The sequence below is a fragment of the Paenibacillus lautus NBRC 15380 genome, from assembly GCF_004000945.1.
In the GTDB taxonomy this organism is placed as follows: Bacteria; Bacillota; Bacilli; order Paenibacillales; family Paenibacillaceae; genus Paenibacillus_AQ; species Paenibacillus_AQ lautus.
This window is the reverse complement of record NZ_BIMF01000007.1, coordinates 106462-133457: the sequence shown is the minus strand read 5'-3', so window position 1 is coordinate 133457 and position 26996 is coordinate 106462. Positions and strand designations below refer to the sequence as shown.

26 protein-coding genes and 3 pseudogenes are annotated in these 26996 nt (G+C 44.8%); 5 read left to right on the top strand and 24 right to left on the bottom strand.

Annotated features, from left to right (window positions below):
• Nucleotides 1–20: 20 nt before the first annotated feature.
• The 5 genes and pseudogenes from PLA01S_RS14985 to PLA01S_RS32550 form a co-directional block, all read right to left on the bottom strand.
• Nucleotides 21–205 (bottom strand): annotated as a pseudogene (locus PLA01S_RS14985) (ArsR/SmtB family transcription factor); the annotation flags it as partial.
• Nucleotides 206–239: 34 nt separating this feature from the next.
• Complete coding sequence (locus PLA01S_RS14980; RefSeq protein WP_218033651.1) at nt 240–713, bottom strand: hypothetical protein; 474 nt, start codon at nt 711–713, stop codon at nt 240–242.
• Complete coding sequence (locus PLA01S_RS32275; protein WP_218033650.1) at nt 682–825, bottom strand: hypothetical protein; 144 nt, start codon at nt 823–825, stop codon at nt 682–684. Before PLA01S_RS32275 ends, PLA01S_RS14980 begins: the two co-directional genes overlap by 32 nt.
• 177 nt (nt 826–1002) lie before the next feature.
• A complete protein-coding gene (locus PLA01S_RS14975) occupies nt 1003–2151 on the bottom strand; it encodes an enolase C-terminal domain-like protein (RefSeq protein ID WP_127592896.1) in 1149 nt (382 codons plus the stop codon).
• A gap of 601 nt (nt 2152–2752) precedes the next feature.
• Complete coding sequence (locus PLA01S_RS32550) at nt 2753–2992, bottom strand: polysaccharide deacetylase family protein (protein ID WP_246059533.1); 240 nt, start codon at nt 2990–2992, stop codon at nt 2753–2755.
• Between PLA01S_RS32550 and PLA01S_RS14960 the strand changes: the two genes are divergently transcribed.
• Together PLA01S_RS14960 and PLA01S_RS14955 are read left to right on the top strand one after the other, a co-directional pair.
• The gene (locus PLA01S_RS14960) at nt 2975–3412 is read left to right on the top strand and encodes a substrate-binding domain-containing protein (protein WP_246059531.1); all 438 of its coding nucleotides are present in this window, start codon (nt 2975–2977) and stop codon (nt 3410–3412) included. The genes PLA01S_RS32550 and PLA01S_RS14960 overlap by 18 nt on opposite strands.
• Before the next feature lie 190 nt (nt 3413–3602).
• Nucleotides 3603–5927: a helix-turn-helix domain-containing protein gene (locus tag PLA01S_RS14955; protein WP_127592895.1), complete on the top strand. Its 2325-nt coding sequence runs from the start codon at nt 3603–3605 to the stop codon at nt 5925–5927.
• Between the two features lie 59 nt (nt 5928–5986).
• Here PLA01S_RS14955 and PLA01S_RS14950 read toward each other — a convergent pair whose 3' ends face one another.
• The 4 genes from PLA01S_RS14950 to PLA01S_RS14935 form a co-directional block, all read right to left on the bottom strand.
• Entirely contained in the window at nt 5987–7000 is a 1014-nt protein-coding gene (locus PLA01S_RS14950) for a glycoside hydrolase family 130 protein (RefSeq protein WP_127592894.1), read from the bottom strand.
• Nucleotides 7001–7171: 171 nt separating this feature from the next.
• On the bottom strand, nt 7172–8788 hold the full coding sequence (locus PLA01S_RS14945) for an extracellular solute-binding protein (protein ID WP_127592893.1): 1617 nt from the start codon (nt 8786–8788) through the stop codon (nt 7172–7174).
• Between the two features lie 51 nt (nt 8789–8839).
• Entirely contained in the window at nt 8840–9751 is a 912-nt protein-coding gene (locus PLA01S_RS14940) for a carbohydrate ABC transporter permease (protein ID WP_009589981.1), read from the bottom strand.
• Nucleotides 9752–9770: 19 nt separating this feature from the next.
• Nucleotides 9771–10760: an ABC transporter permease gene (locus tag PLA01S_RS14935; RefSeq protein WP_127592892.1), complete on the bottom strand. Its 990-nt coding sequence runs from the start codon at nt 10758–10760 to the stop codon at nt 9771–9773.
• A gap of 535 nt (nt 10761–11295) precedes the next feature.
• On the opposite strand from PLA01S_RS14935, the gene PLA01S_RS14930 reads away from it, so the two are divergent.
• Nucleotides 11296–11811, top strand: a complete 516-nt coding sequence (locus tag PLA01S_RS14930) for a YndA family protein (protein WP_127592891.1) — start codon at nt 11296–11298, stop codon at nt 11809–11811.
• 535 nt (nt 11812–12346) lie between these two features.
• Here the strand turns inward: PLA01S_RS14930 and PLA01S_RS14925 are convergent.
• The 10 genes and pseudogenes from PLA01S_RS14925 to PLA01S_RS14880 form a co-directional block, all read right to left on the bottom strand.
• Nucleotides 12347–12772: a DoxX family protein gene (locus tag PLA01S_RS14925; RefSeq protein ID WP_127592890.1), complete on the bottom strand. Its 426-nt coding sequence runs from the start codon at nt 12770–12772 to the stop codon at nt 12347–12349.
• Nucleotides 12765–12962 (bottom strand): annotated as a pseudogene (locus PLA01S_RS14920) (DUF8821 family protein); the annotation flags it as partial. The gene PLA01S_RS14925 and the pseudogene PLA01S_RS14920, both read right to left, overlap by 8 nt.
• Nucleotides 12963–12976: 14 nt before the next feature.
• The gene (locus PLA01S_RS14915) at nt 12977–13456 is read right to left on the bottom strand and encodes a GyrI-like domain-containing protein (RefSeq protein WP_127592888.1); all 480 of its coding nucleotides are present in this window, start codon (nt 13454–13456) and stop codon (nt 12977–12979) included.
• A 525-nt stretch (nt 13457–13981) separates the two neighbouring features.
• A pseudogene (gene rplD / locus PLA01S_RS33030) lies at nt 13982–14492 on the bottom strand (50S ribosomal protein L4).
• A 245-nt stretch (nt 14493–14737) separates the two neighbouring features.
• Nucleotides 14738–15001, bottom strand: coding sequence for a CD3324 family protein (locus PLA01S_RS14905; protein WP_127592887.1), 264 nt, complete (start codon nt 14999–15001; stop codon nt 14738–14740).
• Nucleotides 15002–15173: 172 nt separating this feature from the next.
• Nucleotides 15174–16205: a Cfr family 23S rRNA (adenine(2503)-C(8))-methyltransferase gene (locus tag PLA01S_RS14900; RefSeq protein WP_127592886.1), complete on the bottom strand. Its 1032-nt coding sequence runs from the start codon at nt 16203–16205 to the stop codon at nt 15174–15176.
• A 387-nt stretch (nt 16206–16592) separates the two neighbouring features.
• Nucleotides 16593–17861, bottom strand: a complete 1269-nt coding sequence (locus PLA01S_RS14895) for a cytosine deaminase (protein ID WP_127592885.1) — start codon at nt 17859–17861, stop codon at nt 16593–16595.
• Nucleotides 17830–19107 (bottom strand): cytosine permease, encoded by a 1278-nt coding sequence (gene codB / locus PLA01S_RS14890; RefSeq protein WP_100537367.1) that lies wholly within the window; start codon nt 19105–19107, stop codon nt 17830–17832. Before codB ends, PLA01S_RS14895 begins: the two co-directional genes overlap by 32 nt.
• Before the next feature lie 297 nt (nt 19108–19404).
• A complete protein-coding gene (locus tag PLA01S_RS14885; protein WP_127592884.1) occupies nt 19405–19818 on the bottom strand; it encodes a cupin domain-containing protein in 414 nt (137 codons plus the stop codon).
• Nucleotides 19819–19846: 28 nt separating this feature from the next.
• On the bottom strand, nt 19847–20593 hold the full coding sequence (locus tag PLA01S_RS14880) for an SDR family oxidoreductase (RefSeq protein WP_127592989.1): 747 nt from the start codon (nt 20591–20593) through the stop codon (nt 19847–19849).
• Between the two features lie 394 nt (nt 20594–20987).
• Between PLA01S_RS14880 and PLA01S_RS14875 the strand changes: the two genes are divergently transcribed.
• The gene (locus PLA01S_RS14875) at nt 20988–21533 is read left to right on the top strand and encodes a TetR/AcrR family transcriptional regulator (protein WP_127592883.1); all 546 of its coding nucleotides are present in this window, start codon (nt 20988–20990) and stop codon (nt 21531–21533) included.
• 263 nt (nt 21534–21796) lie between these two features.
• Here the strand turns inward: PLA01S_RS14875 and PLA01S_RS14870 are convergent, their stop codons facing one another.
• The 5 genes from PLA01S_RS14870 to PLA01S_RS14845 form a co-directional block, all read right to left on the bottom strand.
• Nucleotides 21797–23023: a copper amine oxidase N-terminal domain-containing protein gene (locus PLA01S_RS14870; protein WP_127592882.1), complete on the bottom strand. Its 1227-nt coding sequence runs from the start codon at nt 23021–23023 to the stop codon at nt 21797–21799.
• A 306-nt stretch (nt 23024–23329) separates the two neighbouring features.
• On the bottom strand, nt 23330–23521 hold the full coding sequence (locus PLA01S_RS33025) for a GrpB family protein (protein ID WP_371860420.1): 192 nt from the start codon (nt 23519–23521) through the stop codon (nt 23330–23332).
• 57 nt (nt 23522–23578) lie between these two features.
• Nucleotides 23579–24415 carry an isocitrate lyase/PEP mutase family protein gene (locus PLA01S_RS14860; protein WP_127592881.1) on the bottom strand — a complete coding sequence of 279 codons (837 nt, stop codon included), beginning with the start codon at nt 24413–24415 and terminating at the stop codon, nt 23579–23581.
• Between the two features lie 425 nt (nt 24416–24840).
• Nucleotides 24841–25410 (bottom strand): YdeI/OmpD-associated family protein, encoded by a 570-nt coding sequence (locus tag PLA01S_RS14850; protein WP_127592880.1) that lies wholly within the window; start codon nt 25408–25410, stop codon nt 24841–24843.
• Between the two features lie 78 nt (nt 25411–25488).
• On the bottom strand, nt 25489–25953 hold the full coding sequence (locus PLA01S_RS14845) for a VOC family protein (RefSeq protein WP_127592879.1): 465 nt from the start codon (nt 25951–25953) through the stop codon (nt 25489–25491).
• Between the two features lie 98 nt (nt 25954–26051).
• Here PLA01S_RS14845 and PLA01S_RS14840 point away from each other — a divergent pair, with 98 nt between their 5' ends.
• Entirely contained in the window at nt 26052–26960 is a 909-nt protein-coding gene (locus tag PLA01S_RS14840; RefSeq protein ID WP_127592878.1) for a helix-turn-helix transcriptional regulator, read from the top strand.
• Nucleotides 26961–26996: the final 36 nt, after the last annotated feature.

Here is a 26996-nt window from a genome sequence, read left to right as displayed (position 1 = left end):
CACTGAAAAAAAATAAGCCGCCTGATGGCGACGCGATAGTATTTGATTGTCCTTTCTTTACGAACGCTAATTATTGCAGCTTCCTTTAATATTCTTAAATGATGGGATACGGCTGGACGGGACAAATGTGTCTCTTCTTCATCTCCCCTACACGCATACCTGGATGTTGCCGCCCTTGAATCAAAGTCATGAGGATGGCTTGCCGGAGCGTTTATGGATTATAAACACTGTATAGCGTGTCAATCCTTTCGAAGGGCGACATGGAGAACAGCCCCCCAGTGGCGGCGAACTGATTTTTCTGGACGGCTATTAAGGCGAATTCGGATTTCGTGGAAGAGCTTGTCTCGTTTCCATTCTTCCATAAGTATGTGTCCGGAGAAAGTTTCGAGGAGTTTAATGTACTCATCAACATGATAAATGCGCTCCCAATCGAAGTGTCTAACGTGAACAACCTCAAACAGCCCACTTTTCTCAATCTCACATCGTTGCTCTTGTAGTTCCCCTGGTCGCGGCCATTCGTTATTGTCGACTGATTTACCCTCGCCGATTTCATAGTAAACGGTTTGAATTTCACGGAAGAATGGGTCCCCACCCTCTCGAAAAACGTGATCTGCGTTCCAAAATGCCAAGTGTCCGCCTGGACGAAGGGCTTGCCATGCCTTGATGTATCGAACTTCGGGATCAACCCTCACCTGGATGCAAATTTGCCGCATGAATTAAATCATCGAACAATCCTTCCGGGTAATCCGGACGCGCCTTTTGATAATAGCTCGCGGATTGCTCAAATGATTTGCGCAATATCTTGTTGTCCTTCTTCAAGTTCATTATATTCCTCCTTATTCGCTACTCATCATAATGCGACTTATAGAGTATGCATGTTCTTGTCGTCCGATATATGCAGCCACACGAATAAGCGCTTTTGCATCGCAACAGCGCTTATCCACAATATAATAGAAATTTATAGTCCAACATCATTATATTCTCTGGCTTATTAACAGCTTCTCAGGACCAGCCGGATCGCTTTACAAGGTTTGTTACAAGTTCATCGTCGAAGACGATTCCGAAACCAGGCGTGGCCGGAATATGAATCTCTCCGTTTTCGATACGATAGCCTGATACATCCATTCCTTCAATTGTGATGTCGTCATATTCCACAAATTCGAAGTTCCGCACTGCGGCTGACAAATGTCCTGACGCGTAAATACCATAAGCATTGCCGTAACAATGAGGCGCAGACCGCAAACCATGGGCATCCAACTTATCGCCTAATTCCATCCAATGCGTGAAACCGGGCCAGATGATATCATACTGCAGCACATCGACACGGCCGCGGGTCGCCCACTCAATAAGATGGGGTGAGGCAAGCCCTTCCCCATCCGCGATAAGCACATTCTGCCCACGTTGTCGGAGCCATTCCTTCAGATCCTCGTATAAGGCTTCATCCTCATGGAACGCTTCTTCCAGCCAATACAGATTCACATCCGCCAAAGCCTCTAAGACCTCTTTGGTTAAGTTCAAATTATATGCATTATTCGCATCGATCATGATCTTGCCTGAGGGACCTGCCACTTCCGAGATCCCACGAACGATCGCGATATCTCGTTTCGTCCCTTCCCAGAGTGGCATATGACGTCCGCCTCGGCCAACCTTAATCTTAAAATGACGTTGGCCCTTCGCATAACCTTGCATCGCTTCTTCTTGCATCAACGCTACTGCGGACCTCTCATCGGGCAAATGCAAATCGTCAAAGTATAGAGAGGTATCATAGCAGGGGACAACCAATGGGACTCCCCTTTCCATGTGGGCACCCGACACAAAGTCATACACTGGTTTGTCTAGTCTCTTTCCTAACCAATCGAACACGGGATATTCCAATTGCAAACGATACGCTTCGCGCAGTCTGCCCCGGTCATCGAATAAGTCAAGCAATCGGCGGCCTATTATGTCTTCGGCCCATTCCGGTGTCATATGAATCGAGCTGCCGTAACCTGTTTGTCCATCGATCGTAATTCTCGCGATATCCACTGAGCAGCTTTTGCCATGAATGCCGATTCTGCCATTGGCCCCCGCGCTTCTGGCTCGTTCTCCCGTTAACCTCGCGAATTCGATTTTTTCCACTTTCCAATCAGATTGTATACCCGTAATGTTCATAGGATCCTCCTTAACCGACTCGACGGTTTCATGTCCCGATTTGATTCGTAAGTAGAATACCATACTATAGAATTATACAGTTAGTGGATAAGAAAATTCCTCATCAATTGGAAATCTGTAATAAAGTTGAATTGGTCCACTTTTGCCAAAATCAATTGCTGTTTCCCACTGTCCCCAACACAATCCGCCTCGTATGCACGGATAGTTAAATTTTCGATAATGTGTTGCTCTAGATTTGATCCATGAATCCGGCTTTTTGTGGTTCAAAACTCCGGAACTCGACTGTGTTCTCTTCGTTACGGCAAATCAGACTCCTCTAAAATCATCTTGGATCTTTTTCAATCGTTCAAGATGTGGTTTCAACTGCCGTAGCATCTCCGCTTTATAAGGCTCTACTCGCTCTTGGAAAAACATCTGATGTGCCTCTCCCGAAACGACGTAATCGTCTTATTTAACGCATGGAGCTCAGTCGCCAGCAAGCGCAAGGTTTCTCTAGTCTTGGTGTCTCTTTGGCGATTTCATTGGCATGAAACATCAAAATGGACCCATTATCCAGCTTAGGTATCACCCGCTCCACAAGCTCCCCGCTTGGCGGTCCCGATCAGTCGACGGTATCCTCCCCCTCGATGACCAGATAGCTCCACTCCCGAAGCCATTCCATATTCTCTTCCAGATAAGAGGCGTAAGGAAAACGCATGAAGGTCGGAACCGGCCTTCCCGTTGCTTCTTGATAAGCGAGCTCAGCCAACTTCAGCTCTTCGAAGAATATGGCTTTGGTCACATCTGCCATTCTGCGGTGATGGTAGGTATGCGTTGTAAGTTCATGGCCCCTGGCTATCATTTCTCTTGCTTTCGCCGGGAACCTATCGAACCATTCGCGAGCGACCTCGCGGGGCAAACCATTTTAGTCAAAGAACCGACTTGTGTCTATCGAGAGCTTTGGGAAACGGCGATTTGTGGGTCTGGGCAAAACCTGTTTTCTTGTATGGAGGTTGGAAGCTTTATTGTCATTCAACAAATGGTTAAGGCAGAGCTCGGCATCGGGATTGTTCCGATTTACAGCGCTCTGGAACAGGAAGGCTCCTTGGTCATAAGACCTATAGCCGATTTGAATCCTGTCATCACGATAGGCATCGCTTATAAAGACAAAAACTTCCTAGGCAAGGCAGCATTATGGTTAATGGAAGCAATTAGGGGTATCCGTGAACCCAACACGCTACAAAATTCGACAGGGCCTGAAGGGAAAAAGACGGGGACGTAACATCTATGATAAAGAATGGCAGAAAAATGTATTATGGATTTATGGAGGTCCTTTTGGATCTCTATTTATTTTTAATATTTCACGGAATCAAATCATTATAATGATATAATGTTTTAGTCGGCAAATCGTTGTTGTTGATGAAATCGGATTTTCGCATGACATGAAAGCATACAATGGAGGATTCACCCAAATGACAATTCACAAGCTCAAATCATTCATCGTATCCACTTTCCAAATAAACTGGAATCACTTTAAGTCGAAACTGCTCTTAAGATACGTGCTGTCTTATATTCTGATCTTCCTGATTCCCCTGACGGGGGTAACGATCTTTGTTTATGATAGCGCTGTCAACGGGCTTCGTTCCGAGATTGAACAATCCAACATTAATCAATTGAACCAGATGAAAGTGACCATCGACTCCCGTATCGCGGAGCTTCGAGAGATTTCCGGCCGAATCGCTTATGACAGACGCTTAACCCCTTATATGGTTCGTGATTCTTATTATAGAGTTGAAGCCATTCAAGCTTTGGCTAATTATAAGGCAAACAGCAGCATCATTGAAGACATCTTCTTATATTATCATAACGACCCAGTTGTCTATTCTTACCGCGGTCTGACAAATGTTAACGTTGCGTTCGATTCCTATTATCGTTATGAGAATTGGAGTTTGGAAGATGTCATCCTTGCTCTGAACGAAACAAATCAGATGGTAATACGGCCTGCCGAGAATGTTACGATCAACAGCTCCAGGCAGGAGGCCATGCTGACCGTAATCGTACCGATCAAGCCCAATGCCCCCTATCCTTACGGAAGCGTCGTATATATGGTGAAAGAGTCCAATCTTACCGGGGTCATGGATTCCATCCTTAGCGATTTCACCGGGAGCAGCTATATTTTCAATCAAAAGGATGAAGTGCTTACAGCCAACAATCACGGCGTATCCCTGTCTCAAGAGCATCTCGGGTCATTAGCTGCGCTTGATGCCGGCATACACAATCTCTCCCTGAACAATGACAAGTATTCCGTCGTATCTGTCAAATCCCGGGAGAATGGATGGAACTACATGACCATCATGCCAAGCTACCAGTTCTTCGGCCGGGTCGCTCATGTACAGACGCTCATTCTGCTGGTGTTTGGTATCGCAGTCATAACCGGAGTGCTCGCCGCTTTTGTGCTGGCTAAACGCCAGTATCACCCGATTAAGGATTTGATGGAATTCGCCAAGCTCAGAGTCAATGATACCCCAGAGCCAAAAACGCGCAATGAATGGGAATGGATTCGTCAGACCCTTCATGATTACAGTGCCCGAATCGATATGCAGGAGCCCTTCGTGCGCAACCAATGCATGCTGCTTCTACTGAAGCACGGCAAGCCGGATGATCCCGAAATCGAGCGAATGATCGCCGGAGTTGGGCTGGAACCTCCCCAAGAACAAGTCATTTATTTCTGTGTGATTCTGTCCTGGGAAGAAAACGATGCGGCCGAGGATGTCCAGCATGATCGTCAACAGGTGCATGAAATTCTCAGCCATGCTGAGCCATCAGGGCTTCAAGCAAATATTTATGGCGTTGAATTCTCAGCCGATAATCAGTTTGCGCTGATTGTATCCCTTCCTGACCCTGGTCAAGATTTGCTGAAGATCCGGATGGAGCAGATTATTCATGCGGTCCAAGCATTGATCACCGAGAACACTCGGCTCGATCCGAGCATGGGCGTAGGTACGCCTTACCGGGATTTGGGGCAACTGAACCAATCCTTCATCGAAGCCGCAACCGCACTGGAGCACCGAATGGTTGGCAGCAGCCGTATCACCTATTTCGACCAGTTGGCAGAGCAGAATCATCCTGTCGCCAAAGGCGTGTGGCTTCCAAGAAAGTCGCTGCTCAAGCTGGAGCAAAGCCTAAAGCAAGGCAACGAGTCGGTGGCTGTGCAGATGATCGCCGAGATGATGGAGACCATCCGGAGCGAACCGCTGCAGATTCATCTGCTGCGCTGCATTTGCTTCGATCTGCTGAACGCACTGCTTCGGTCCGCCTCTGAGGTCGGAATGAACGAAGTATTCAGCAGCATCTCGGACTATACGTCGTTTGAGACGCTGGAGGAATTTGAGGATAAGCTGTTGTCGCTGACGGCAGAGGTTTGCGAGAAGGTTGAGCGTAACCATGAGCAAGCAGCGCCTAAACTGATCGATGATATCGTTCATTATGTGAATCAGCAGTTTGCCGACTATACGCTCAGCCTGGAGCATGTTGCCCTTAAATTTTCCGTCTCTACCTCTTACTTGAGCCGCAGCTTTAAAGAGAAGACCGGGATCAGTTTCTCGCAGTATATCTGGAAGAGGCGTACGGAGGAAGTCATTCGGCTGCTTGTGACAACAAGCGCTCCCCTGAAGGAAATCATCGAGCAGGTGGGCTACCTGGATGCACCCAATTTCATTCGCAAATTCAAGAAAGAAACCGGGCTGACGCCCGGTCAGTACCGCAAACAACATCACTCGAACAGGCTGGATATATAATAAGAAGGCCCTTTCGGAGACATTGTCTCGAAAGGGCCCGGCTGCTTCTACTTCACTGACTACGGTTCGTTCAAGATATACTCTACCAGCTCATCGACCGGCACGGTAGCCAGTGCAATTGCAGTGTCGGTAACACCATAATAGATATAGAGCAGGCCGTCTTTGACCACGTTTCCTGTCGGGAACACAACATTCGGAATTTGATAACCGAATTTCTCATAATAGGTTTCCGGTTCCATAATGAAATTCTTCGTTCTTGCTATGACCTTCTCAGGGTTTTTCAGGTCAAGAAGCATCGCCCCGACACGGTAAACGACCTGATCATCAACACCGTGGTAAAGGACCAGCCAGCCTTTATTTGTTCGCACAGGCGGCGTTGCTCCGCCGATTTTCCTGGATTCCCAAGAAGGATTCTCAGCCTTGGCCAGAAGCTTCGGCTCTTCCCAATGAACAAGATCCTCCGAGTACGTAATCCATATCGCAGCGCTGTCCGTTCCGTAAGATTCACCCACGTATTCCTCCGGACGGCGCAGCAATACATACTTTCCGTTAATCTTCTCAGGGAACAAAATGTTGTCACGGTCATTGATGTCGAGCGGTGTCGTATCGGCAACGAATTCCCAATCGATCAGATTATCCGACTTTAAAATCGAAGAGCGAGTGAGCCAGTGGCCTTCCTCCTCCCCCCAGCCGTCCGGATATTCCGGAATCGAACGCTCCGGTATGCCCGCTCCTGTTGGATAGTAACTCATGGCGCATGGCCTAAGGGCATAGTTTAAATAGTACGTGCCATCCATTTTGACAATCCGCGGGTCCTGGACGCTTCCATATGGAAAGCCCAGCATGTCAGGTGTCACAATAGGCTCGTCTTTCACGTGCGTAAAATTCACTCCGTCGTCACTCTCCAGCAGTCCCAAAACATTCTTGCAAGGCGTTAGTGAGCCTGCGGTGCGTTCGATCATGTAAAACTTGCCGTTGTCTATAATAACCGCAGGATTGAATACGGTGACTTTACGCCATTCGTACGTTCCTGGAACGACGATCGGATTGTTCGGATGTCTCGTAATTTTCATAGGCTACGCCTCCACATTTGCATGATATTCAGGATTTATCAAGCCCTCTTGAATTCATAGGTGCGCCTGAAGCAGGCATCACACCTCCCCAGGCCACCTTTTCCTTGAAAGCTTCTGTCATCTCGAGTACTTCATTTTGTAGGCACCTTTCGGTTAAACACAATTTTATGTTTAGCTCGACTTCCAGCGGTCATATGCACCTTGGTAGATTTCGACGACCCGGTCGGCACCCATTTTCTTCATCGTGTTCAGGTAGTTATCCCAATTGGACAATGGTTCTGCTCCCGTAACGAATTTCGCCTCCATCTGCTGTACATACGTGCTCAGATCCGAGTTCAGGCTGTTGATCTCGGTTTGCTCTTCAACGGTCAGGAACAAGGCAGGGAACGGCGGTCTTGCTCCGCGGTCAAGCAGCTTTTCCTTCGTTTCCTTTTCAACCCACAGATCAAAGTCGGTCTTCAATCCTTTATTGATATCATCCGTATTGATGGTTGGAGCCGGAATGCCGTAGTTTGGCGTCAAAGTCGCACGGTAATCCTCCATTTCCATGCCGTCCGGAACAGGCAGATAGCGCTTCACACGATTGGCTTCATCCGTGTACTCCCACATCTTGCCTTCTGGTCCTTTATTGAAAAAGAGCGCTCCTTCATATGAATAAAGGTAGTCCACCCATCGCATCGATGCTTCAGGGGCAGGATTGGTAACCGAGATGGCAAAAGCCCCTGTCGTAATCCCTCTGTTCTTGGCGATGGCCGGCTTGTCTACCAAATCGCTTTTTACCGGAGCGAACATCGGATCTTTGGTGGAAGGTTCTCCGCCTTTGGTCATGTAGGCATGCCAGTCGGAGAACAGGGCCACCTGATTGTTCTGTGCCTTGGCCTTTTTCTGTTCTGCGGTTTGCGAATAGCTCTCGTGGTCTAGCAGATCATCTTTCCATAGACGGTTCATATAGACCAGATATTCTCTGAAGCCCTCTTCTATCGGGGTATAATGAACAATATCCTCATCGTCTACATAAATTTCGTCTTCATAGACGCCGAAAGCGCCAAGTAGCCAAGTACGAATATCCCGAGCATTGGTCGTAGCTGTCGATACAGAAGAAATCGGAATTTCATCGGCGACTCCATTGCCGTTCGGATCCTCTTCTTTTACCCGCTTCAGGAAGGTATAGAGCTCCTCAGTCGTCTCCGGAAGCTTGTCGATATTCAAGGCCTCCATGAAATCACCGTTGTACCACATCGGGTTGCGATACCAGTGTTGGCTTAAATCGATCGCAGGTAAGGAGTAGATATGTCCATCAGGAGCTGTGATGGATTTACGGATCTCCGGAATCTCGTCCATCAGCGCCTTAAAGTTCGGAGCATATTCCTCGATAAGCTCCTCAAGCGGGATCAGAATTCCCTGCTCGCCATAGTTCATCTGTTCAGCCGCCGTCAAGCCTGCAGCATAGAAGACATCCGGGTAATCGCCGCTGGCAAATACGAGGTTCTTCTTTGTATCAAAACTATCCTTCGGTGCGTTCAAGTATCGGAATGAAATGCCCGTCTTTTCCTCCATCTGCTGCAGTACGACCATATCCTTCCAGTTTTGAACACCGACATCTGGTGCCATCATGGTCAGCGTAATCGGTTCATTCATAATCGGGAAGCCTTCTTTATTCACAGCGGCGGCTTCTGTTGACTTCGTTCCAGAAGAATTTGTATCGTTGGCCGAACTGCATCCGGCGAGCAGGGACAGGACCGTTATGCCCGTCAACACCAGCTTCCACGGTTTGCTTGTCATCTTCATTCATGTTTCCTCCCTTTGAATACTCAAGCTCTTTTGGATAAAACGCTTACATTATCCTTTTACAGAGCCGATCATGACCCCTTGGACAAAGTAACGCTGTAAAAAAGGGTAGAGCGCCACAATTGGCAAAGTAGATACGACGATAACCCCGTATTTGATCAATGATGCGGTTTCGGCTTTGGAATTCATTGCCCTAGCCGCATCCCCGCTGATTCCGGCGCCAGTCGTTTCCGCCGTCATTTCCTGAAGAACCAGAATCTGCCGCAGTACCATCTGCAGAGGATACTTGCTCTCATCGTTGAGATAGATCAGCGCCGGAAAATAGCTGTTCCAGTGACTAACCCCATAAAACAAGGCCATGACTGCAATAATCGGCGCGGACAACGGCAGAATAATGCGGACGAATAGCTTCAGGTTGGTACAGCCGTCCATATATGCTGCTTCCTGCAGTTCCTTCGGGATCGTCGTCTGGAAGAACGTCCGGGCAACGATGATATTCCATACCGATGCGGCTACGGGAAGAATGAGCGCCCCCATCGTGTTGATCAGCCCCAAATTCCGGACGACGAGATACGTTGGCACAAGCCCTCCGGTAAAGAACATCGTGAACAGGATAAATCCTAAGAACAGTTGACGTCCGACCAAATCCGACCTGCTGAGCGCATAGGCTGCAGGCAGTGTGACGGCCAGGTTCAACAGCGTTCCTATCCCAGTATAAACTATCGTGTTCAGGTATCCGTTCCAAATCTTCGGGTTTTCGAAGACCAGCTGATATCCGGCCCAGGTAATCTCCTTGGGAAACAGCCACATCGCACCGGAATTCACCTGCTGCGGGCTGCTGATCGATGCGCTGAGAATATAAACGAGCGGATAAAGAACAACAATCAGAGCGATGCATAAATAGATATAGACGCTGCCGAGAAAAATCTTGTCCCACTTCGATTCCTTCATAGCGGTAACCAATGCACTTCCCTCCTTTCTACTACCATAGGCTGTTCTCACTGGTGCGTCTGGCAATCCGGTTGACCGTTACCAGTAGAATGACGTTGATAACGGAGTTGAACAGGCCAACGGCTGTCGAGAAGCTGTACTGCGCGTCTACCAGACCGGTTCGGTAAACATAAGTTGAAATGACATCGGAAGACTCCATATTCAATGAGTTTTGAAGCAGCAGTATTTTTTCGAAGCCAATCGTAAGAATATTGCCCATGTTCAAAATCAACAAAATGGTGATCGTCGGGAGTATGGCCGGCAGGTTGATGTGCAACAATCGTTTGAAACGACTCGCTCCATCCACTATCGCGGCTTCATGCTGCTGGGGATCGACACCGGACAGCGCAGCCAGATAGATAATGGTCCCCCATCCGGTGCTTTGCCAAACCCCGGACAGAACGTATACGGTCTTGAACCAAGCCGGATCCGACAGAAAGTTTGGCGCATCGATGCCCATCCATTTGATAAATTGGATCAGTATGCCTGTGGACGGCGATAAAAAGGTAATAATCATACCCGCCATGACAACAACGGATATAAAATGAGGCGCATACGTAACGGTCTGGACGATTTTCTTGAAGGGACCCGTCCGGATTTCGTTAAAAGCGAGCGCCAGGATGATCGGCAGCGGAAACCCGATTAACAGCTCGTAGAAGCTGAGGCTGAACGTATTCCAGAGCAGATCCCAGAAATAGTAGGAATTGAAGAAACGTTCGAAATGATCGAAGCCCACCCATGGGCTGTCCATGATTCCTTTGCTAGGGATAAAGTTCTTAAAGGCAATCTGGATACCATACATCGGCGCATAGTGAAATACAAGGAAATACAGTAATACCGGCACCAAGAACAGATAGAGCTCCCAGTTCACCCTGATTCTTTTACCAAGAGACGTTTGGTTTACACCTGGATTAGGCGGCTTCGTTTCGCGATGGATGGAACGTCTTCCGGATATCACAGCAAGTAGTCTTCTTCCCCTCATGTTTCCCCTCCTCTCTTACATATCGATTCATGTCAGGTTATCTGGTTCACTCACGTACATCACGTTTCAGTGATTAACAGGTAACGCTTACATTCCAAAGTGTAGAGAAGACAGCATGACATCGTAAATGTGTAAGATGTGCATTGTCATCCGTCTGTCCGGCGAAATCCCGCTGCTATCATTTTTTCTCATCCAAATCTTCGCGATCCTTGCTCATATATGATGTGGAAAATATGTAACATATGAACCTATTATCAAGTTTCATAAGTTACATATTGCGCTCCATCTAGCTGCCCGAGCCAGGAGGATATTCCTAATGAACCTGCCAGATCGAACGATGTTTAGATCTTAGATGGTGTCACGTCAACAATGTGCTGAGTCATCAGACCAGGCATAGAGAGACCAAAGACTTAGACATATAGTTGCATTTTTTTATAATTAAATCATTTTTAGTAATTTTTGGTTGTTATGACATTCCAGGTGTGTTACATTATCTCTGATTTCATACATTGAAATAATAAGGAGGACGATGGATGTGAAGGATCGGAAAAAAATGGGTGTCGGTTGGTTGCGCGTTATGTTGGCCACCCTGACGCTTATAGTCGCGGCTCCCGTCTCCACGATGTTTGCCGACGAACCCGAATTGGAATCCAGAGCTGTGGAAGGAACTGTTGAATCTACCCCTAACATCACGATTATTCGTGCCAACGGGGATGTCGTCACCCCGATGGGAGCAGGTGAGTGGGATTACCTCGGTAAACTCTCAACGGTTTCCTCACAAAACCCGGCAAACTACGTTCACTCTGGCGGCGGTGATTTCAAGTTCCAGGTTGAGAGTGGTCCGGGCGGCGGGGCCTGGTATCAGCTGCGGGAATATGATCCGGGCAGCAATACCGACGAAATTGTGACTGGCTATGAATACTTTCTGTACCCTGGCGACACACTGATATATCGGGGAATTAGCAACTATGTCGACGGGGACAACAAGAAGGCAGAATTTTACGTTTATGAAAGCTTCAGCGGATCCGGTTCTGTGAAGTTTTGGGATTAAACAACCGTGATTGAAATGATAACTAAGTCATTGTGAATGCTCTCATTAGCATATTAAAAGACCAACTTATCATTAGAGTTGGTCTTTAATATGCTTTAATTAAATGACTCCACATAATAATCTTGATAGGGATACATTTGTAAAACATCTAGGAACGGTTTGAACCTATTCATCTCATCATGTCGTCTGACACCGCACTACTAGTCAGAATTTCTCATAAAATTTATTGGGTGTGGGCATCAAGAGCTTCTATAGCTGCTTCAATAGAAGCAATGCGTCTTTCAAGTAACGTTTTTTGAGGACTACCTTCTTTAGCGTTACCATACTGTACTTTAATGTTTTCTCTTAAGATGGTTGGTCATGACTCAATGACAAAAACTTATCTACTTAAAACAAAAAAAACCGCAACTTATGCGGCTTTCATTGTTTATATGTTTGGTTGTTCTCGTTCATAGCCCCCTCCACCCATAGATCTTCTGGGACAAGACAATCTGTTGGTGGTACGAAGGGATCGCCGTGAATTTTCTACATCATCTTATTGTAAGCGGCTCTTCGGTGGCCGCAGCGCCCACGAGAAGATATTTAGTGCAGCATAAGAAAGCGGGAGGATCAGATTAAACCCGTAATCACCATAATCGTTAGCAAATGCATGGGATAATGCCGCACCCGTCATTAAAAAGAAGATACCAGCGTGAACCCATTCTTTGAGTCGAGGTAAACTTGGCACGACAAGAGCGATGGCTCCAAGCACTTTCCAAATCCCGAGAATGGTCAGGACGTATAATGGGTAGCCCAGATTCGTCACCAACTCGAGGTTTCCTCCAAATTGCATCAGTTGTCCGATACCACTTAACATCATAGCTGCTGCGAGTAGCACTGTGACTGTCCAATAAGTTATCATTTTTCCGAGAGGACGGGTATTTACTTTCATAGTTGTTTCCACACCGATCATCTTATTCATTGGTTTCCACCTCATCAATATAATTTCTCTTCATTACAAAGAATGAGCCCCGAATGGTTCCGGCTAATTTCGACTTCTGCCTAGCAAACTTAAACTTCCCTTCTAACTCCTCTGGTACCTCCATCCCCTCCGAAAGCTTAAAACCAACGGCTCGCTTCTTAGGGTCATCAACCGTATACATGACATTGACATGTTCATCCCTCCTTATTTCCTGACAACGGGAATCCACATTTCCCCAAATACGAGGCCGTTTCGTTGCCCCATCTCAACCGTTGCATTTGGCCCGCCAACATAGGCGAAATTCTTGGCTTCCGGCAATACTTGACCAAAGGCAATGCCAGCAAGTTTATTACTCAACTCATCAGCCGTCTTCCCTTCCCCTTTTACAACGAGGTATTCCCCTTTAGGAAATTGGATAACGCGGGTTGCTTCGGGTACCGATTCCTCTGTCACAACGCCAGCGTAGTACATCATCTTGTTATTTACCGCTTCGTTTACGGCAAAAATGTAGTCATTTGCAGCGATGGCCTTTAACGTGTCCAGCCTTCCATCTTGTTGCACGGCCTCCCAAAAGTCGGTCTTCTCCTTGTTTATGCCAGCATAGTCTGTGTAATCGCTCTGAAGCTCCGTTCCAATTCCTAATACGATAAAGCTGTCTTTTTCCTCAAGCGTATAATTTGTCATATTCAATCCCTTCCTCTTCTTTAAATTTTCTTTTTACTTGATGGGTTTATCATATTCTTAAATCATGTCAAAAAGTGATACTGTTTATGGAGTCGATGAAAAAAGGTCAAACGGATCAATACCACCATGCGGTATATCAACAACCATCCGCCAATTTAGACCATCATCTAATGGGCTAAGTAATCGAGTTCTTGTCCTCAACTCCGGTATAAGAACTACATCGTTAAAGTAAAAAAAGCCGCTGTTTTTGCGACTTTGTATACTTGTATGTTCTTGTCCTCCTACGTACATTGCAACAGCCGTCCGCTTGAATTCGATATCGTATGTCTTCCGTATTCCGCCCATGAAAAATCCCCTTCAAGTAAACCTAATGCGCTTTTTAACACACTGTCTACTTAAAGGGGATTATCAATATGACGACTTCTTTCATACGACCAGACTGAATAAGTTTTTCGTTGCTCTGTGACTCTAAATGTTCACTTGTGTTCTTTTGCTTTTCGTGATCACCTCATTTCCGTTTGTTTTTTAGATATATATTTCTGTAACTAATTTTATAGCATCCTTAGCTATAATGAACGTATCACAATTAAGAATATCATATACATTCAGCGAGTTTGCTTCAGTTGTCTGCACCTCTTATTGGCATTAAGAGCTTTAAGCATGGCGACGATCGATTTTGTCCTGTAACTTTCAAGTGTAATACGTTCAACTACGATGAGTTCGTTATCTTGCACTTTGGCGATAAAGCTGATTTGATCGCAAGACGTTTAACCTTTTTATTGAGACGATATCCATAGTCACGAGGTTTGGGACCGAACGCAATACCTCCGTGACGCCAGTGCGGGATACGAATGGAACCCGCTCTAGATCTATTTATTTTATTTTGTTTATAGGGTTTTCTGCCTCCACCTCTAACTTCGCCACGAGTTACAGTCGAGTGTGTCCCGCTACGCTTGTTCGCATGATGGTTAACAACAGCTTCATGCAGAACCGATTCATTGGGGATAATACCGAAGATGGATTCTTCAAGTTCCATTTCACCCCTCCTGGTGCAAATTTAAATGGTTTATAACCCATGTTCCCCTACATCTACACGATAGCAGATTGAAAAATCATGATCTATATACAAAACGATGCTGTAGTATTTTATATTAGTTTACATATAACTGTTGCTAATTAACTTGTAAGTGGATACTCAGAGTTCCGGAATTCTTCTTTTTATTATAAAAACCCCTTCAAGTAGTGCTCGATTTTAGCACACTTGAAGGGGAACGTAGGTATCTATTTCTGATATATTATTTTTCGGATAGCATAGGTTGATAAAAAGAATGATTCTGAGAGCTCCTCGACGGAAGCGCCAGATAAATAGGCATTCAGAATATTATCATTTCTTTTGTTAATCTCTTTTCGTGCGCCAGACAGCTCTCCCCAGACTTTATATTCATTTTTTCTAGCTGGTATATAGAGGTTTTCACCTTGAACATATTCCTGTAATTTTTCAACTAATTCCTCCGGCAAGACGACAGAAGCATTAATATATTTCACGAACGACTCACTCCTTGAAATTATAGTTCAAGTAGCAAAGCCAGTTTAAATGCTATTGGCTACTCCATGCAAATACCCAAAACCGGCTCTGCATGGAGTAACACATGTGTTATAGATGTATTTTTAAGGAACATTGCATTTTCCTCCTAGCAGCTATAATTTTCCCAAAACCTTATCTTGATCCATATAGTTGACCGCATGCTGCGTTGATGTCCGATCCAAATTGGGTTCTGACGGTGACATGGATTCCTTTTGACTTCAAGATTTTAAGGAACGTATTTATACGGTTCTGATCCGACTCTACAAAACTTTGTGGTGTGGCATCAGTGGAATTGTAAGGGATTAGATTGACATGATATAAATGTTCCCATGACCCTCTTCCACGCAACAAATCAGCAACAGCTTCAGCATGTTGTGTTGAATCGTTTATTCCCCTTAGAAGTATATAAGCAATGTAGACCTTTCGCTTCGTTTGTTGAATATGCTCATCCAACACGGTCAAAACTTCTTCTAATGGAAAATGATTGTTAATTGGCATTAACTCACTTCTCTGATCATTAAATGGTGAATGCAGGGAGAACGTTAAATTAATCTGAGGAAATTCCTTCGTCAACTTTTTTACTCCAGGTAATAAACCTATTGTAGAAACTGTAATTCTTCGATGTCCTAAACCGAAAAGTTGAGGATCCGTCAGCACATGCAATGCATCAAATACATATGGGTTTGCAAGTGCCTCCCCCATTCCCATAAAGGACACACTGTCCAATGGAAAGTCATTCAAAGTAAAGTAAAGAAGTTGATCCGTTATTTCATCCGTTGTGAGATTCCTTTTCAAACCAAGTGTTCCCGTAGCGCAAAATGTACAGCCAAATCCGCAACCACACTGCGAAGAGATACAATACGATTCCCATCCCGTTTTATAACTTAACCTTACGGACTCAATGTATTCATTACCAGGAATGACAAACAGAATTTTACTAACTTGATTGGATTTCTGCTCCATTTTTGGTGTGATGCTTAACATTTCGTTTCCAAGCTCTTTGATTAATTCATTTCTTAATGGCTTAGGCAAGTTGTTCATTGCTTCAAAATTTCCAATCTTGTTCTTGAAGATTGCCTCTGTTATTTGCGAATATCTATAATTAGGTTGTTTTAGAGCCGATAAGATCTTACGAATTTTCTCATACTTAGATAAATGCTTCATATCTATCTCCCTTTAAACGGAGAAAACGCAAAAAAGCACCAGCTTACCGGTGCTTTTTTGCGTACATTAACCTTACTATACTTATACAAAAGTAAGAGACTAACTGTAAATGAGTCACGAATTGTATATATGCATAGAAGGATAAAGTTCCGGTATCTGATTTGTTATTTTGTGAACCTTGTCAAACATCGCTTTAAAAGACAGGTTCACATTTACATCTACAATTTCAGAAGCAGTCATCACTTTATCCCTCCCATCATTATTCATCATTATTACATGAAAAACTTAACACAATAACTATATTTCGGTCAAGAAGAGTCATTTACAGGTATTGTATTCTTTAGTTGTTCTACGTATTGATATAGATCCGCGAAAAAGTCTTTAATGTCATTTATTGAAAGTGACCTTCTCCGAGCCGCCCTCAAGAATGATCGACGTGTCCCGCGGCTTCGTTTCCGCGATTTTACGGCCGCCTCTGAACGAATAAAGCACTCCGGCCTGTTTTCGTATAGCCTCATATTCGTTCTCTGCTTCAAGTACGATGAAGTTGGCAGGCTTACCTTCTTCAATACCGTACACATCCTCGATATGCAACGTTCTTGCGCTGTTTTTCGTAATGAGATCGATCGAATTCACGATCTGATCGTATCCGAGCAGCTGCGAAGCATGAATGCCCATGTGCAGTACCTGAAGCATGTTGCCCGTGCCTAGCGGATACCATGGATCAAAGATGTCATCGTGACCGAAGCACACATTAAGACCCGCTTCCTGCAGCTCTTTGACGCGAGTCAGCCCTCTTCTTTTCGGATAGGTATCGAAGCGTCCCTGCAGGTGGATGTTAACCAGAGGATTGGAGACGAAATTTAGGTCAGCCATCTTCAGCAATCTAAACAATTTGTACGTATATGCATCATTGTATGACCCCATCGCTGTCGTGTGGCTTGCCGTTGTACGGGAGCCCAGCCCGCGTTCGTAGGCTTCTTTGGCAACGACTTCCACGAAGCGGGATTGCTCGTCATCGATTTCGTCGCAATGGATGTCGATCAGACGGTCGTATTTTTCGGCGAGGTCAAACGCAACCTTCATCGATTCGACGCCATATTCCCTCGTGAATTCGAAGTGCGGAATACCACCAACCACGTCAACGCCCATTTTCAGCGACTCTTCCAGCAATTCGGCGCCGTTCGGGTAAGAGTGAATGCCTTCCTGCGGAAAAGCGACGAGCTGGATGTCGATGTATGGAGCCATTTCTTCTTTCACTTCAAGCATCGCTTTAACTGCGGTCAGGCTTGGATCGGTGACGTCCACATGCGTCCGTACATGCTGGATGCCTTGCGCCATCTGCCACTTCAGTGCCGTTTTGGAGCGTGTTTTGACGTCTTCATGCGTCAGGAACGCCTTGCGTTCTGACCAACGCTGTATGCCTTCGAACAGCGTTCCGCTCAGATTCCATTCCGGCTCGCCAGCCGTTAATGTGGTGTCCAGATGAATATGAGGTTCAATGAACGGCGGCAGTACAAGTGAGCCGTTGACGTCAATGACTTCCTCATTCGCTGTCGCTTCCAGCGCCTTCGTTATTTTTACAAACTTCCCGTCGTTCACGACGATATTCCATAGACCTTCTTTACCCCGCAATTTTGCGTTCTGTATAATCATTGTTTTTCCCCTTTTCTTTGGATTCTTTGGCAGGAACGATCAGCATTAACACGATGTAGGCCACCGCCGTACCAATTAGTGCGTTCAATGGCGTTATTCCCGGGGCAAGCTGGGCGAACGCTACGCCGATAGCCCAAGCCACCATCGCTATCCAGTTTACCTTCTTGAAAGTCATGTCGGCAAACGGCTTATAGTTTCTGCGCTTCACGAAGAAGTAATCCGCGATGATGATGGCCCCGATGGACGGTACCGCCGCACCCAGCACATTCAGAAAACCGACAAAATTGTTGTACATCCACATGGCCAATACGGTACCCACAATGCCGTTTACAATAACGAAGAATTTTTTCGAAATTTTTGTGATGTTGGCAAATCCCAGTCCGGAAGCGTAAAGGGCGTTATCGTTGGTCGTCCAGATATTCAGCCCCAGTACGATGATCGCGGGAAGGATCAATCCTTGCAGGAACATGACCTCCGAGATATCTGCCAGGTTATAAGCCATTGCGCCGACAGCCCCGAACAGGAACATGAGCGAATTCCCCAGGAAGAACGCAATGACCGTAGCGGTAACCGCCTGCCGGGAAGTCCGGGAGAAACGTGCAAAATCGGGCGTCAGCGTTCCGCCGCTAATGAATGAACCGATGCAAATGGTCAATGCCGCTGCCGTGGTGAGTGTCTGTGTCGGCGTGTAATCGAGCAACCCTTGAAGTCCGCCCAGTGTATCTGCGCCTTCGAACATGGAGTAACCACCGAGAATGGTAATAGCCGGAACCGCGATATAACCCAAAATGACGAGCGACTTCATGCCGAAGATGGCCGATGCCGTCATGGCGAGACCAAACAAGAAGATCAACAGGTACACGTTCCAATCCATCGCTTTGGCGACCGGGATCGCAAACATCGCCACGCCGACGCCGAACCATCCGACCTGCGTAAAGCCGAGCAGGAACGAAGGCAGGTACGAACCTTTCTCACCGAACGCATATTTTGCCAGCAAATGCGTGGAAAGGCCCGTTTTGGCAGCAATATGTGCCAGCGCTCCCGTATAGATGCCGAGCGCCAAATTGCCCGCCAGCACGACGCCGATAAACTCCATGAACGTCAAGCTGACGCCTAATGTCCCCCCTGCCAGCATGCTTGCCGAAAAGAAAGTGAACCCTAACATGACGGATAACGTCTTCCAAAAATGGTTTCTCTGCGTTTTCGGCACCTCTTGCCACGAAAACTCTTGATCTTGTTTGCTCATCAGAATACCTCCAGCTTAAAGTGTTCTGATACCAAAGAAGCAGAAAAAAAAGAGGCCACTCGTCAAGTCTTAAACTGACAAGTAGCCTCTTTTTAGTACATCATAACCCGCGCGAAGACGCAGAGCATCCCTGATGGAATACTCAATGATTCACGCGTGATTATAAAAATCCGCTGCCCTTGCCAGCCTCTCTGGACTGAATTAAAGGTACCAGTATTCAATTACATTCTATTATTTTGGAAAAACCTACGATTGTCAATGTTATATTTATCCAATGGTGTTTATTTTGCTTCCCGTTTATATAGTTGCTCTCCCATATACTTCATCTGAGACAGGTTCCAACCATTCCGGCTTACCCGCCGTGATAGCAATGTGTTCAAACCAGCTGTCTTTGGCGGCACCATGCCAATGTTTCACACCATCATGAGTGACAATCACATCACCAGCCGTTAAGAATTGAGCCGGTTTTCCTTCTTCTTGGTACCACCCTTCGCCTCCAGTGACTAATAAAATTTGGAATCCATCCCGATGGATATGCCAGTTGTTTCGACATCCCGGTTCAAAGGTTACATTCCCCACACCAACATTCACTTTAGGGTCGGCGATCAAGGTTTTAAGATAACTTTGCCCCACAAAAAATTGTGCATATGCTTCATTTCGCTCTCCTACGGGGAAAATAACGCCATTTTTCACTTCTTCATGTTTTGCCATTTTGAATTCCTCCAATAAAAAACGGTTTCTAGCCTACTTGAACGGTAGGTCGGATAATCATTTCATTAATTGCTACATCGGATGGTTGCTCGATTGCAAATGCGATGGCGTGGGCAATTCTGTCAGCATCAATGGCAACTTGATAAAAATCCTCCAGTCCGGCTTTCATTGCAGGGTCTGTTGTCGTTTCCAACAGTTCACTGCTGACCGCCCCAGGAGAAATGTTGGTCACACGAATATTGGTGCCATTCATTGCTTCTTCTTGACGCAAACCTTCAGAGATTGCTTTTACGGCAAACTTGGTGCCGCAATAAACCGTCCCGCCCGGATAGATGTTATGTCCGGCTACCGAAGAAAGATTGATGACTTGGCCTGATTTACGTTCTCTCATGGATGGAACAATCGCAGCAATAGCATAAAGGACACCTTTGATATTAACGTCAATCATTTGATCCCACTCATCAACTTTATTCTCGGCCAGAAAAGCTTGCGGCATGATTCCGGCATTGTTGATTAATACGTCGATTTTCCCATATTCTTTGAGGGCATACGCAGCGAGTTCTTCCATCTGTTGACGAGAAGTCACATCTGTCACTTTAAAAATCGCTTGTCCTCCACTGGCTTGAATCGCATCTTGCAATTGCTTTAACCGGTCTTCACGACGAGCAGCTAGAACTAGCTTTGCACCTTTTGATGCCAGTTCTTGTGCAGTCGCTTCTCCAATCCCGGAAGAAGCACCGGTAATAACGATAACTTTATCATGAATATTAGACATCATCATTAACACCCTTTCTTAATGTTCAGGAATCATTTCGTTAATGCAGGCTACTGCATTCAATGTTCTCGGAAAGCCCATAAGGTAATCCTGAATATGCTTTTGATTGGATGGGGCACTTTCCCTCAATTTTGTAGTTGAAATTTTTGCTTGCTCTTTTCAACACGATCCATACGCATATCCCCCCTTGAATGTAAGTACCATTTCTATTATTTCTTAGGAAGTATAGTTGATGTGTTTGTAAATCGTACATTGATGCGGTATCGCACATCTGTGTATAATATAAAATGAAAAAGGGATGTCATCAATAATCAAATTGCCGCAATATGTGCGTTATTATACAAGTTGATTCATATTGTGCGATATTTTATAAGGAAGTTCGGTGAAGGATAACATGTCAAGGGTGGATCGAAGAGTACAAAAATCTCAAGAAGCCATAAAAAATGCGTTTATTGAACTCATGTCTGAAAAAGGTTTTGATCACATTACGATACAAGATATTTCCGACAGGGCCAATGTCGGCCGAAGAACCGTTTATGATCATTACCAGGATAAATTTGATTTATTGGATAAACTCATAGGGGAACATATTGCTGAATTAAAAAAACTATGCGAATCCGCATCGGAATTGAGTTTTACGGAGGGAAATCTGCTTTGGTTTGAGTACTTTGAACGTAATTCCTCATTCTTTTCAACCATGTTGGGGAGTAAAGGTGCCCTTGCGTTTCGTAATCAATTCCTGACATTTGTAATCGAGGAGTTAGAGCGGGATGTAGATGTGACTACAGGGAAAAACCAAGGATTAAGTAAGGAATTGATTCTCAAATTTTTTGGAGCAGCTATCGTGGAGATCGTAGAAGCATGGTTTACCAATGGATTATCTGAACCGACTCAAGTCGTAGCAGAACAAGTGGGGATTTTGTTAGATAGAAATCTATAGCTCGCCTGCCAAAACACCTCCATATTTATGTACTTTAAATGAGAAAAGCCGCATCTTATGCGGCTTTCAATGTCTATTCAAGTCGGGATAAGAAAGTCCTCCACTTTCTTATCTAAACAAAATAAGTCTCCACGGGCCTTCAATCGCATGCCGCCTCACCTACTTGGTCAGTATTTGGGACACCATGAAATCACTAAAGTTTAACGAGGTTCATTTTCGGCGAGATATACCCGAGTTGCCTGCCCATTTTTACAATTTGTCCTCTATTTCATGTCCTGCCAGCTTTTGAAATCGTGAATGGCGAAGCCGGCATAGCTTGCGTAGTGCGCCAATTGATTATGGGCGGACTGCAGCTCTTTTTCCATCACTTCGCTGCTCATGGAATAGAATGAGACCCTCGGACCCTCTTTGCTTTTGAGCGTTTCTACAGCAACAACAACTTTCTTCTTCAGCGTGGAGGCCTCTCTCAGCATGGCCTGTGCATTTTCCACAATTCCATTGCTGCCTAATGCATGATTCCGATAATTCATGATGACGAGGCAATCGAACTTCTCCAGCATCCATGCGCTCATACTGTAATCCTTCCCCGGTACATTAATCGTATTCAGCCAAAATGGAACGTCGATCGCAATTTTCAAGCCGCTTCCTTTGGTTTCTTTCTCGATCAGTCTCATATTGTCCATCCAGCTTTCAAGAATCGTCTTATTGTCCTTCGTCCATTCACTTAGCGCATAAGGTTCAATATCGAAATGCAATCCCGAAAAGCTTGCTTCCGGACCAACAGAGGAGTTATAGGCTTTGACCCAGGCTATAAATTTTTGAATATCCTCCTGCTTAGACTTATAGGCCCATTCGGGACGACCCTCAAGTGCTTCCACTTGAATTCCTTCGCTCTTCGTTTTTCGAATAAAGCCCTCATATATTGCAGAATCTATATCTCTATCAACCTGAAGGTAAATAGATGTCACACCTTTCATTTTTGCGAAGCTTATAATTTTATCTTGATCTTGTTTGATGATGTTACTGTCCCATATCCATGTTCCTTTCGGAACACTGGCAACTGAGGACATAATGTTCACCCGATTGTGCGCAGGCTGCCAATCCACAATTGCATGCAAGGTTTCACTAATAAAGCGCAGCGGAACCATCGTGCGACCTTTTTTAAGCACCGCCGACCCTTCAAAGTCTACTCTTTTTCCATTCACCAGTGCATGATTATGGCCAATCACCAAAATAATGATGTCACGGTTAAGCGAGATCGTGATTTGTTTTAATTTTCCGTTCCATTTCGTAGTAGCTCCGAGCTTGTCGGATACAAAAGCAAGTGGAACCATCGTAAGGTTGGATTTCTGATCAACGTATGGGTGCTCATCTGGGAATTGTACTTCACGCCCATCCACGGATACTCGGACTTCAGAAGCGTAAATAGCGGGGGAAAACGCAGCTAAACTTAGCATGATAGCTAATGCGCATACTAGCAATTTTTTCATGGGTGACTTCCTCATCTTTTTGAATTTGTTCTTTTCCTTACTGTGCACGCATTGTCGCACAATGAGATTATAAGGTATGTAATTATTGGTAACAAGATCAACAGGCTCGATCGATGTGCAGAATTTGAAATAAAAGATGGCTTTTACATAAATCTCGCTGTTCTTGTCATCTTACACATAAGGAGGACAGAACTTGTAGCGTTATAGTACAAGAACTTGTACCCTTTGCCGTAACTCGCCCTTTTCGATTTCCTTCTTCTTATATACAAAATAAAACTTATTTACTATTATTTTTCCGTTTCCATTCTATCGCTCTTCGTTCCAAGTTCTGCACAAAATCAGGTTTACCTTACCATATCCTTCGATATCTTTAGGAAACTGTCGGGGGAGTCCTTCTGTTAACTTTCCGTATTCAATCGCGTCTTCATTACGCGATTGAAGGTAATCGCGAACCGCAAGATGACGTTCTATTTCAAATTCATTATCATATTGTTTCACGGATATCACTTAAAAAAGCCTGATAAGTCAGGCTTTTGTTAATTTTCGTTTTTTGCTTCATTCCCGTTTCCTGTCAGTTTTGGATAAATCGTCATAATTAAGGGCTTTCGAAGTCATGTGCTCAAAAGTTCCCTTCTCCAACATTTCTTGGCCCATGCGATGCAGCAGCGATATTGCGGCCCGAAAAGGTCCTGAGCCGGTGCTGATGCGCTGAATCCCTAGCGCTTCAAGTTCATTTGCGGAAGGCATCCCCGGCCCTGCCAATACATTGATCGGACAGCTTATTTCGTGGCGCAGTGTTTGGATGTCGGAGATTTCCTGGATTCCGGGGGCAAAAATACAATCTGCCCCGGCTTCCTGGTAAGCATGGGCCCGCTTGATCGTCTCTTCGAGCCTCACGGCAGGCGACATAGACTTGATCCAATAAGAATCGATCCGGGCATTGATAAAGAGAGGATAACCCATAGCATTCCCCAGCTCACGTATCACGGCTAATTTTTTTTGCTGGACCGGAATATCATGCAGCGGCGCTTGTCGATCCATGTTGCTGTCTTCAATGTTAATCCCCGCCGCGCCTGCCTTGATCACCTGCCTGACCGAGTCCGCGACTTCATCAAGCGTCTGACCATACCCGTCTTCCATATCCACGGTAACCGGAATATCCACGGTTTGCACGATCCTGCGGACCGTATCCAGCATCATATCGAAGGGCATATTCCGATCCGCATACCCATGGGAAACCGCAATGCCGGCACTTGTCGTGCCAATGGCCTTGAACCCGCACTTCTCGAAGCTTCTAGCACTCGCAGCATCCCATGCATTGGGCAAAATAAAGAAATTGGAATGAAGCTTTTTAAAGGCGGTAACCTTTTCAAGCTGTTTTGTCATGTCCATACTATACCCCTCCCCATCTATTTTCTCTGGCCTACTACTGTGTATAGTATAAACCGAGTACTATTCGATACTCATCGAAATATGAATGTATCGCACCAGATGAGAAGACCTGGTTTCTTTGCGAGGATGAATACAATAATAATCGCTCCGATACTGAATTTAAATGGAATGAATTTGAATTGCTCAGTTTGGAAGCAGCAATGGACGATGAGATATGGAAAGCAGAAATTACTGCGTGGTGGGATCATTGCCTGCCGATATGATCTTGAATTTGAAGAAGTTGAACAAGCAGCCCATAATCTTGAAGAGTTTTTTGAATTAATTATGTCGAACTCCATAGAGTTCCATTGATAGACAGGTAATGCATACAACCTTAGTTCGGTACTCAACCAGACTAAGGTGGTTGGTCTTCGACCCAGAAAATATTAATAATCTAGTAGACGGCCATTATCGTTCCATTGACCGTACATTTTGTTTTCTCTCGTGTTGGTTATGAATTTGTCTAATCTGCTCTTAAATAATTCCGGTTGATTCCTATAGCTTTGTATCGTGTCGATCCGCACTCTTTTATATAGATCCGGAAATGCCATGAAATTCTCATATACTTGCTTTTCCTTTTTTAGCCTTTGTTCTATGACCTCATCTATTCTGAATGAATCGGGATCCATGTCAGGAAGAACCCTTCTGCCTTCGTCACTCATGAACCCCAACTTTTCGAGGCGGCGGACACGTTCTTTATTCAATTCAGTCCATGAGCTTATTTTACTTCTAGGAGATAGTCTCTGGGCCAGCTCGGTTTCGGACACTTTCTTTTTGACTCCATCAATCCATCCAAAGCATAAGGCTTCCTCAACCGCGTCCAAATATAACAACATGTCAGGGGTTGGCGTCATACTAACCAAGACCCAGCAAGACTTCTCAGTCTTGCAATGGTTCTGCAGCCAAATCCTTAAATCCTCTCTCGTTGTTGCTGGCATTACATGCTCGTTTTTCATAGCTAAAACCCATCCTCGTCCTTTCTAAAGAGAATATCAAAACATGGCCTTTCATTGGAAGGCCATGTTTTGAATAATTTACTGTTTGTTTGAAATGACTTTATCAAGGAACCGATCTGCGTCACGATTAAATTTCCAGGCAACTCCAAACTTATCAACCAGCATACCAAAGCACGAAGACCAAGGAGTATCCGATAACGGCATCACAACATAGCCGCCAACAGACAATTGGTTAAAGTATTCTTCCAATGTTTGTTTATTCTCCATGACCAGACTAATAAGTATGTTGTTTCCTTTCACAAACTCACCCGTTACCGCCTTCATGGAAGGCAAAATATCCGACATCATGATTTTCCCGCCTGCAAATTCTACCGAAGACTCCATGATCATATTTAATTCATTTTCTGGCATTGGATAGTTTGGATCCTGCGGAAAATCTTTAAATTTCACTTTTTTTACCTCGTTCGCATTTAGAGCCTCCGAATAAAATTCAATCGCTTGTTCGGCGATTCCATCAAAGTTTAAATAGGCAATAGCTGACATAAAGTTGTACCTCCTTCTTTTGATAAATGAAGTATAATTTATTAGTGGTGACAGATGCATGTCACCATTTAAAAATTTGTACCAAAAGAGGGGCAGCTATGGAGAAGGTGGAGAGATTAATATCTATCATCATGATATTGCTGAAAAAAGATATCGTTTCAACAAAAGAATTCGCACAATTATTTAACGTTTCCAAGCGAACGATTCTTCGCGATATGGAAACACTGAGCTTATCCAACATTCCCATCTATTCTGTTCATGGAATTCATGGCGGATACGGTATTATGGATGAATACAAGGTGGATAAACGACTTTTAAGCAGCTCCGACTTAGAAAATATATTGACTGCGCTCGGCGGATTGGAACAAATTCTAATTAGCGAGGAAGTTGAAATCACGATTAGAAAAATGGAAGCCATGGTTCACCCCATGTCCAGGAAAGGTTCAATCCAACTGTCATTTTATGATTGGGAGGGTCGATCCGAGATTCTTCAAACCTTGAAGACATGCCAAGAATCGATATTAGCGAAAAAGTTAATTTCGTTTGATTATATAGATAAAAATGGCACGATATCGAATCGAATCGTCGAGCCGTATCAGCTTCATTTTAGCGAAACGAGTTGGTATTTGAAGGGATTCTGTTTACATCGTCAGAGCTATAGAACATTTAAATTATCCAGGGTCGATAATCTCAATATGGATGAAGAAACCTTTATCCCGAGGGATTACGGATTAGAACAAAATACAGCCAGTTATCAGCCACAACTAGTCGCCGTTAAAGCGTTGATTTCGCCCAGCATCAAGGATCAATTTATTGAAAGGTACGGTCGAAAGAGTATTGAAAACTATAGTTCTGAATATTTCCTGGCTACCATCCATGTTCCTAAGGACAGTAATGGATTTCAATTTTTAGCAAGCTTCGGTACAAATCTCGAAATCGTAGAGCCTAATTCATACGTGGAGGATTTTCGCAATTATTTGCTTAAAATGGTCGATAAATATTCTTAAAAGTTCTCTTTTCACATGAACATGTTGGTGACTTGT

Bases quoted from the DNA above. Each gene is read 5' to 3' on its own strand.
- PLA01S_RS14980 (WP_218033651.1), bottom strand. From the start codon at position 713: ATGCGGCAAATTTGCATCCAGGTGAGGGTTGATCCCGAAGTTCGATAC.
- PLA01S_RS32275 (WP_218033650.1), bottom strand. From the start codon at position 825: ATGAACTTGAAGAAGGACAACAAGATATTGCGCAAATCATTTGAGCAA.
- PLA01S_RS14975 (WP_127592896.1), bottom strand. From the start codon at position 2,151: ATGAACATTACGGGTATACAATCTGATTGGAAAGTGGAAAAAATCGAA.
- PLA01S_RS14960 (WP_246059531.1), top strand. From the start codon at position 2,975: ATGGCCCCTGGCTATCATTTCTCTTGCTTTCGCCGGGAACCTATCGAA.
- PLA01S_RS32550 (WP_246059533.1), bottom strand. From the start codon at position 2,992: ATGATAGCCAGGGGCCATGAACTTACAACGCATACCTACCATCACCGC.
- PLA01S_RS14955 (WP_127592895.1), top strand. From the start codon at position 3,603: ATGACAATTCACAAGCTCAAATCATTCATCGTATCCACTTTCCAAATA.
- PLA01S_RS14950 (WP_127592894.1), bottom strand. From the start codon at position 7,000: ATGAAAATTACGAGACATCCGAACAATCCGATCGTCGTTCCAGGAACG.
- PLA01S_RS14945 (WP_127592893.1), bottom strand. From the start codon at position 8,788: ATGAAGATGACAAGCAAACCGTGGAAGCTGGTGTTGACGGGCATAACG.
- PLA01S_RS14935 (WP_127592892.1), bottom strand. From the start codon at position 10,760: ATGAGGGGAAGAAGACTACTTGCTGTGATATCCGGAAGACGTTCCATC.
- PLA01S_RS14925 (WP_127592890.1), bottom strand. From the start codon at position 12,772: ATGAATAAGATGATCGGTGTGGAAACAACTATGAAAGTAAATACCCGT.
- PLA01S_RS14915 (WP_127592888.1), bottom strand. From the start codon at position 13,456: ATGACAAATTATACGCTTGAGGAAAAAGACAGCTTTATCGTATTAGGA.
- PLA01S_RS14900 (WP_127592886.1), bottom strand. From the start codon at position 16,205: ATGAAGCATTTATCTAAGTATGAGAAAATTCGTAAGATCTTATCGGCT.
- PLA01S_RS14895 (WP_127592885.1), bottom strand. From the start codon at position 17,861: ATGATTATACAGAACGCAAAATTGCGGGGTAAAGAAGGTCTATGGAAT.
- codB (WP_100537367.1), bottom strand. From the start codon at position 19,107: ATGAGCAAACAAGATCAAGAGTTTTCGTGGCAAGAGGTGCCGAAAACG.
- PLA01S_RS14885 (WP_127592884.1), bottom strand. From the start codon at position 19,818: ATGGCAAAACATGAAGAAGTGAAAAATGGCGTTATTTTCCCCGTAGGA.
- PLA01S_RS14880 (WP_127592989.1), bottom strand. From the start codon at position 20,593: ATGTCTAATATTCATGATAAAGTTATCGTTATTACCGGTGCTTCTTCC.
- PLA01S_RS14875 (WP_127592883.1), top strand. From the start codon at position 20,988: ATGTCAAGGGTGGATCGAAGAGTACAAAAATCTCAAGAAGCCATAAAA.
- PLA01S_RS14870 (WP_127592882.1), bottom strand. From the start codon at position 23,023: ATGAAAAAATTGCTAGTATGCGCATTAGCTATCATGCTAAGTTTAGCT.
- PLA01S_RS14860 (WP_127592881.1), bottom strand. From the start codon at position 24,415: ATGGACATGACAAAACAGCTTGAAAAGGTTACCGCCTTTAAAAAGCTT.
- PLA01S_RS14850 (WP_127592880.1), bottom strand. From the start codon at position 25,410: ATGAAAAACGAGCATGTAATGCCAGCAACAACGAGAGAGGATTTAAGG.
- PLA01S_RS14845 (WP_127592879.1), bottom strand. From the start codon at position 25,953: ATGTCAGCTATTGCCTATTTAAACTTTGATGGAATCGCCGAACAAGCG.
- PLA01S_RS14840 (WP_127592878.1), top strand. From the start codon at position 26,052: ATGGAGAAGGTGGAGAGATTAATATCTATCATCATGATATTGCTGAAA.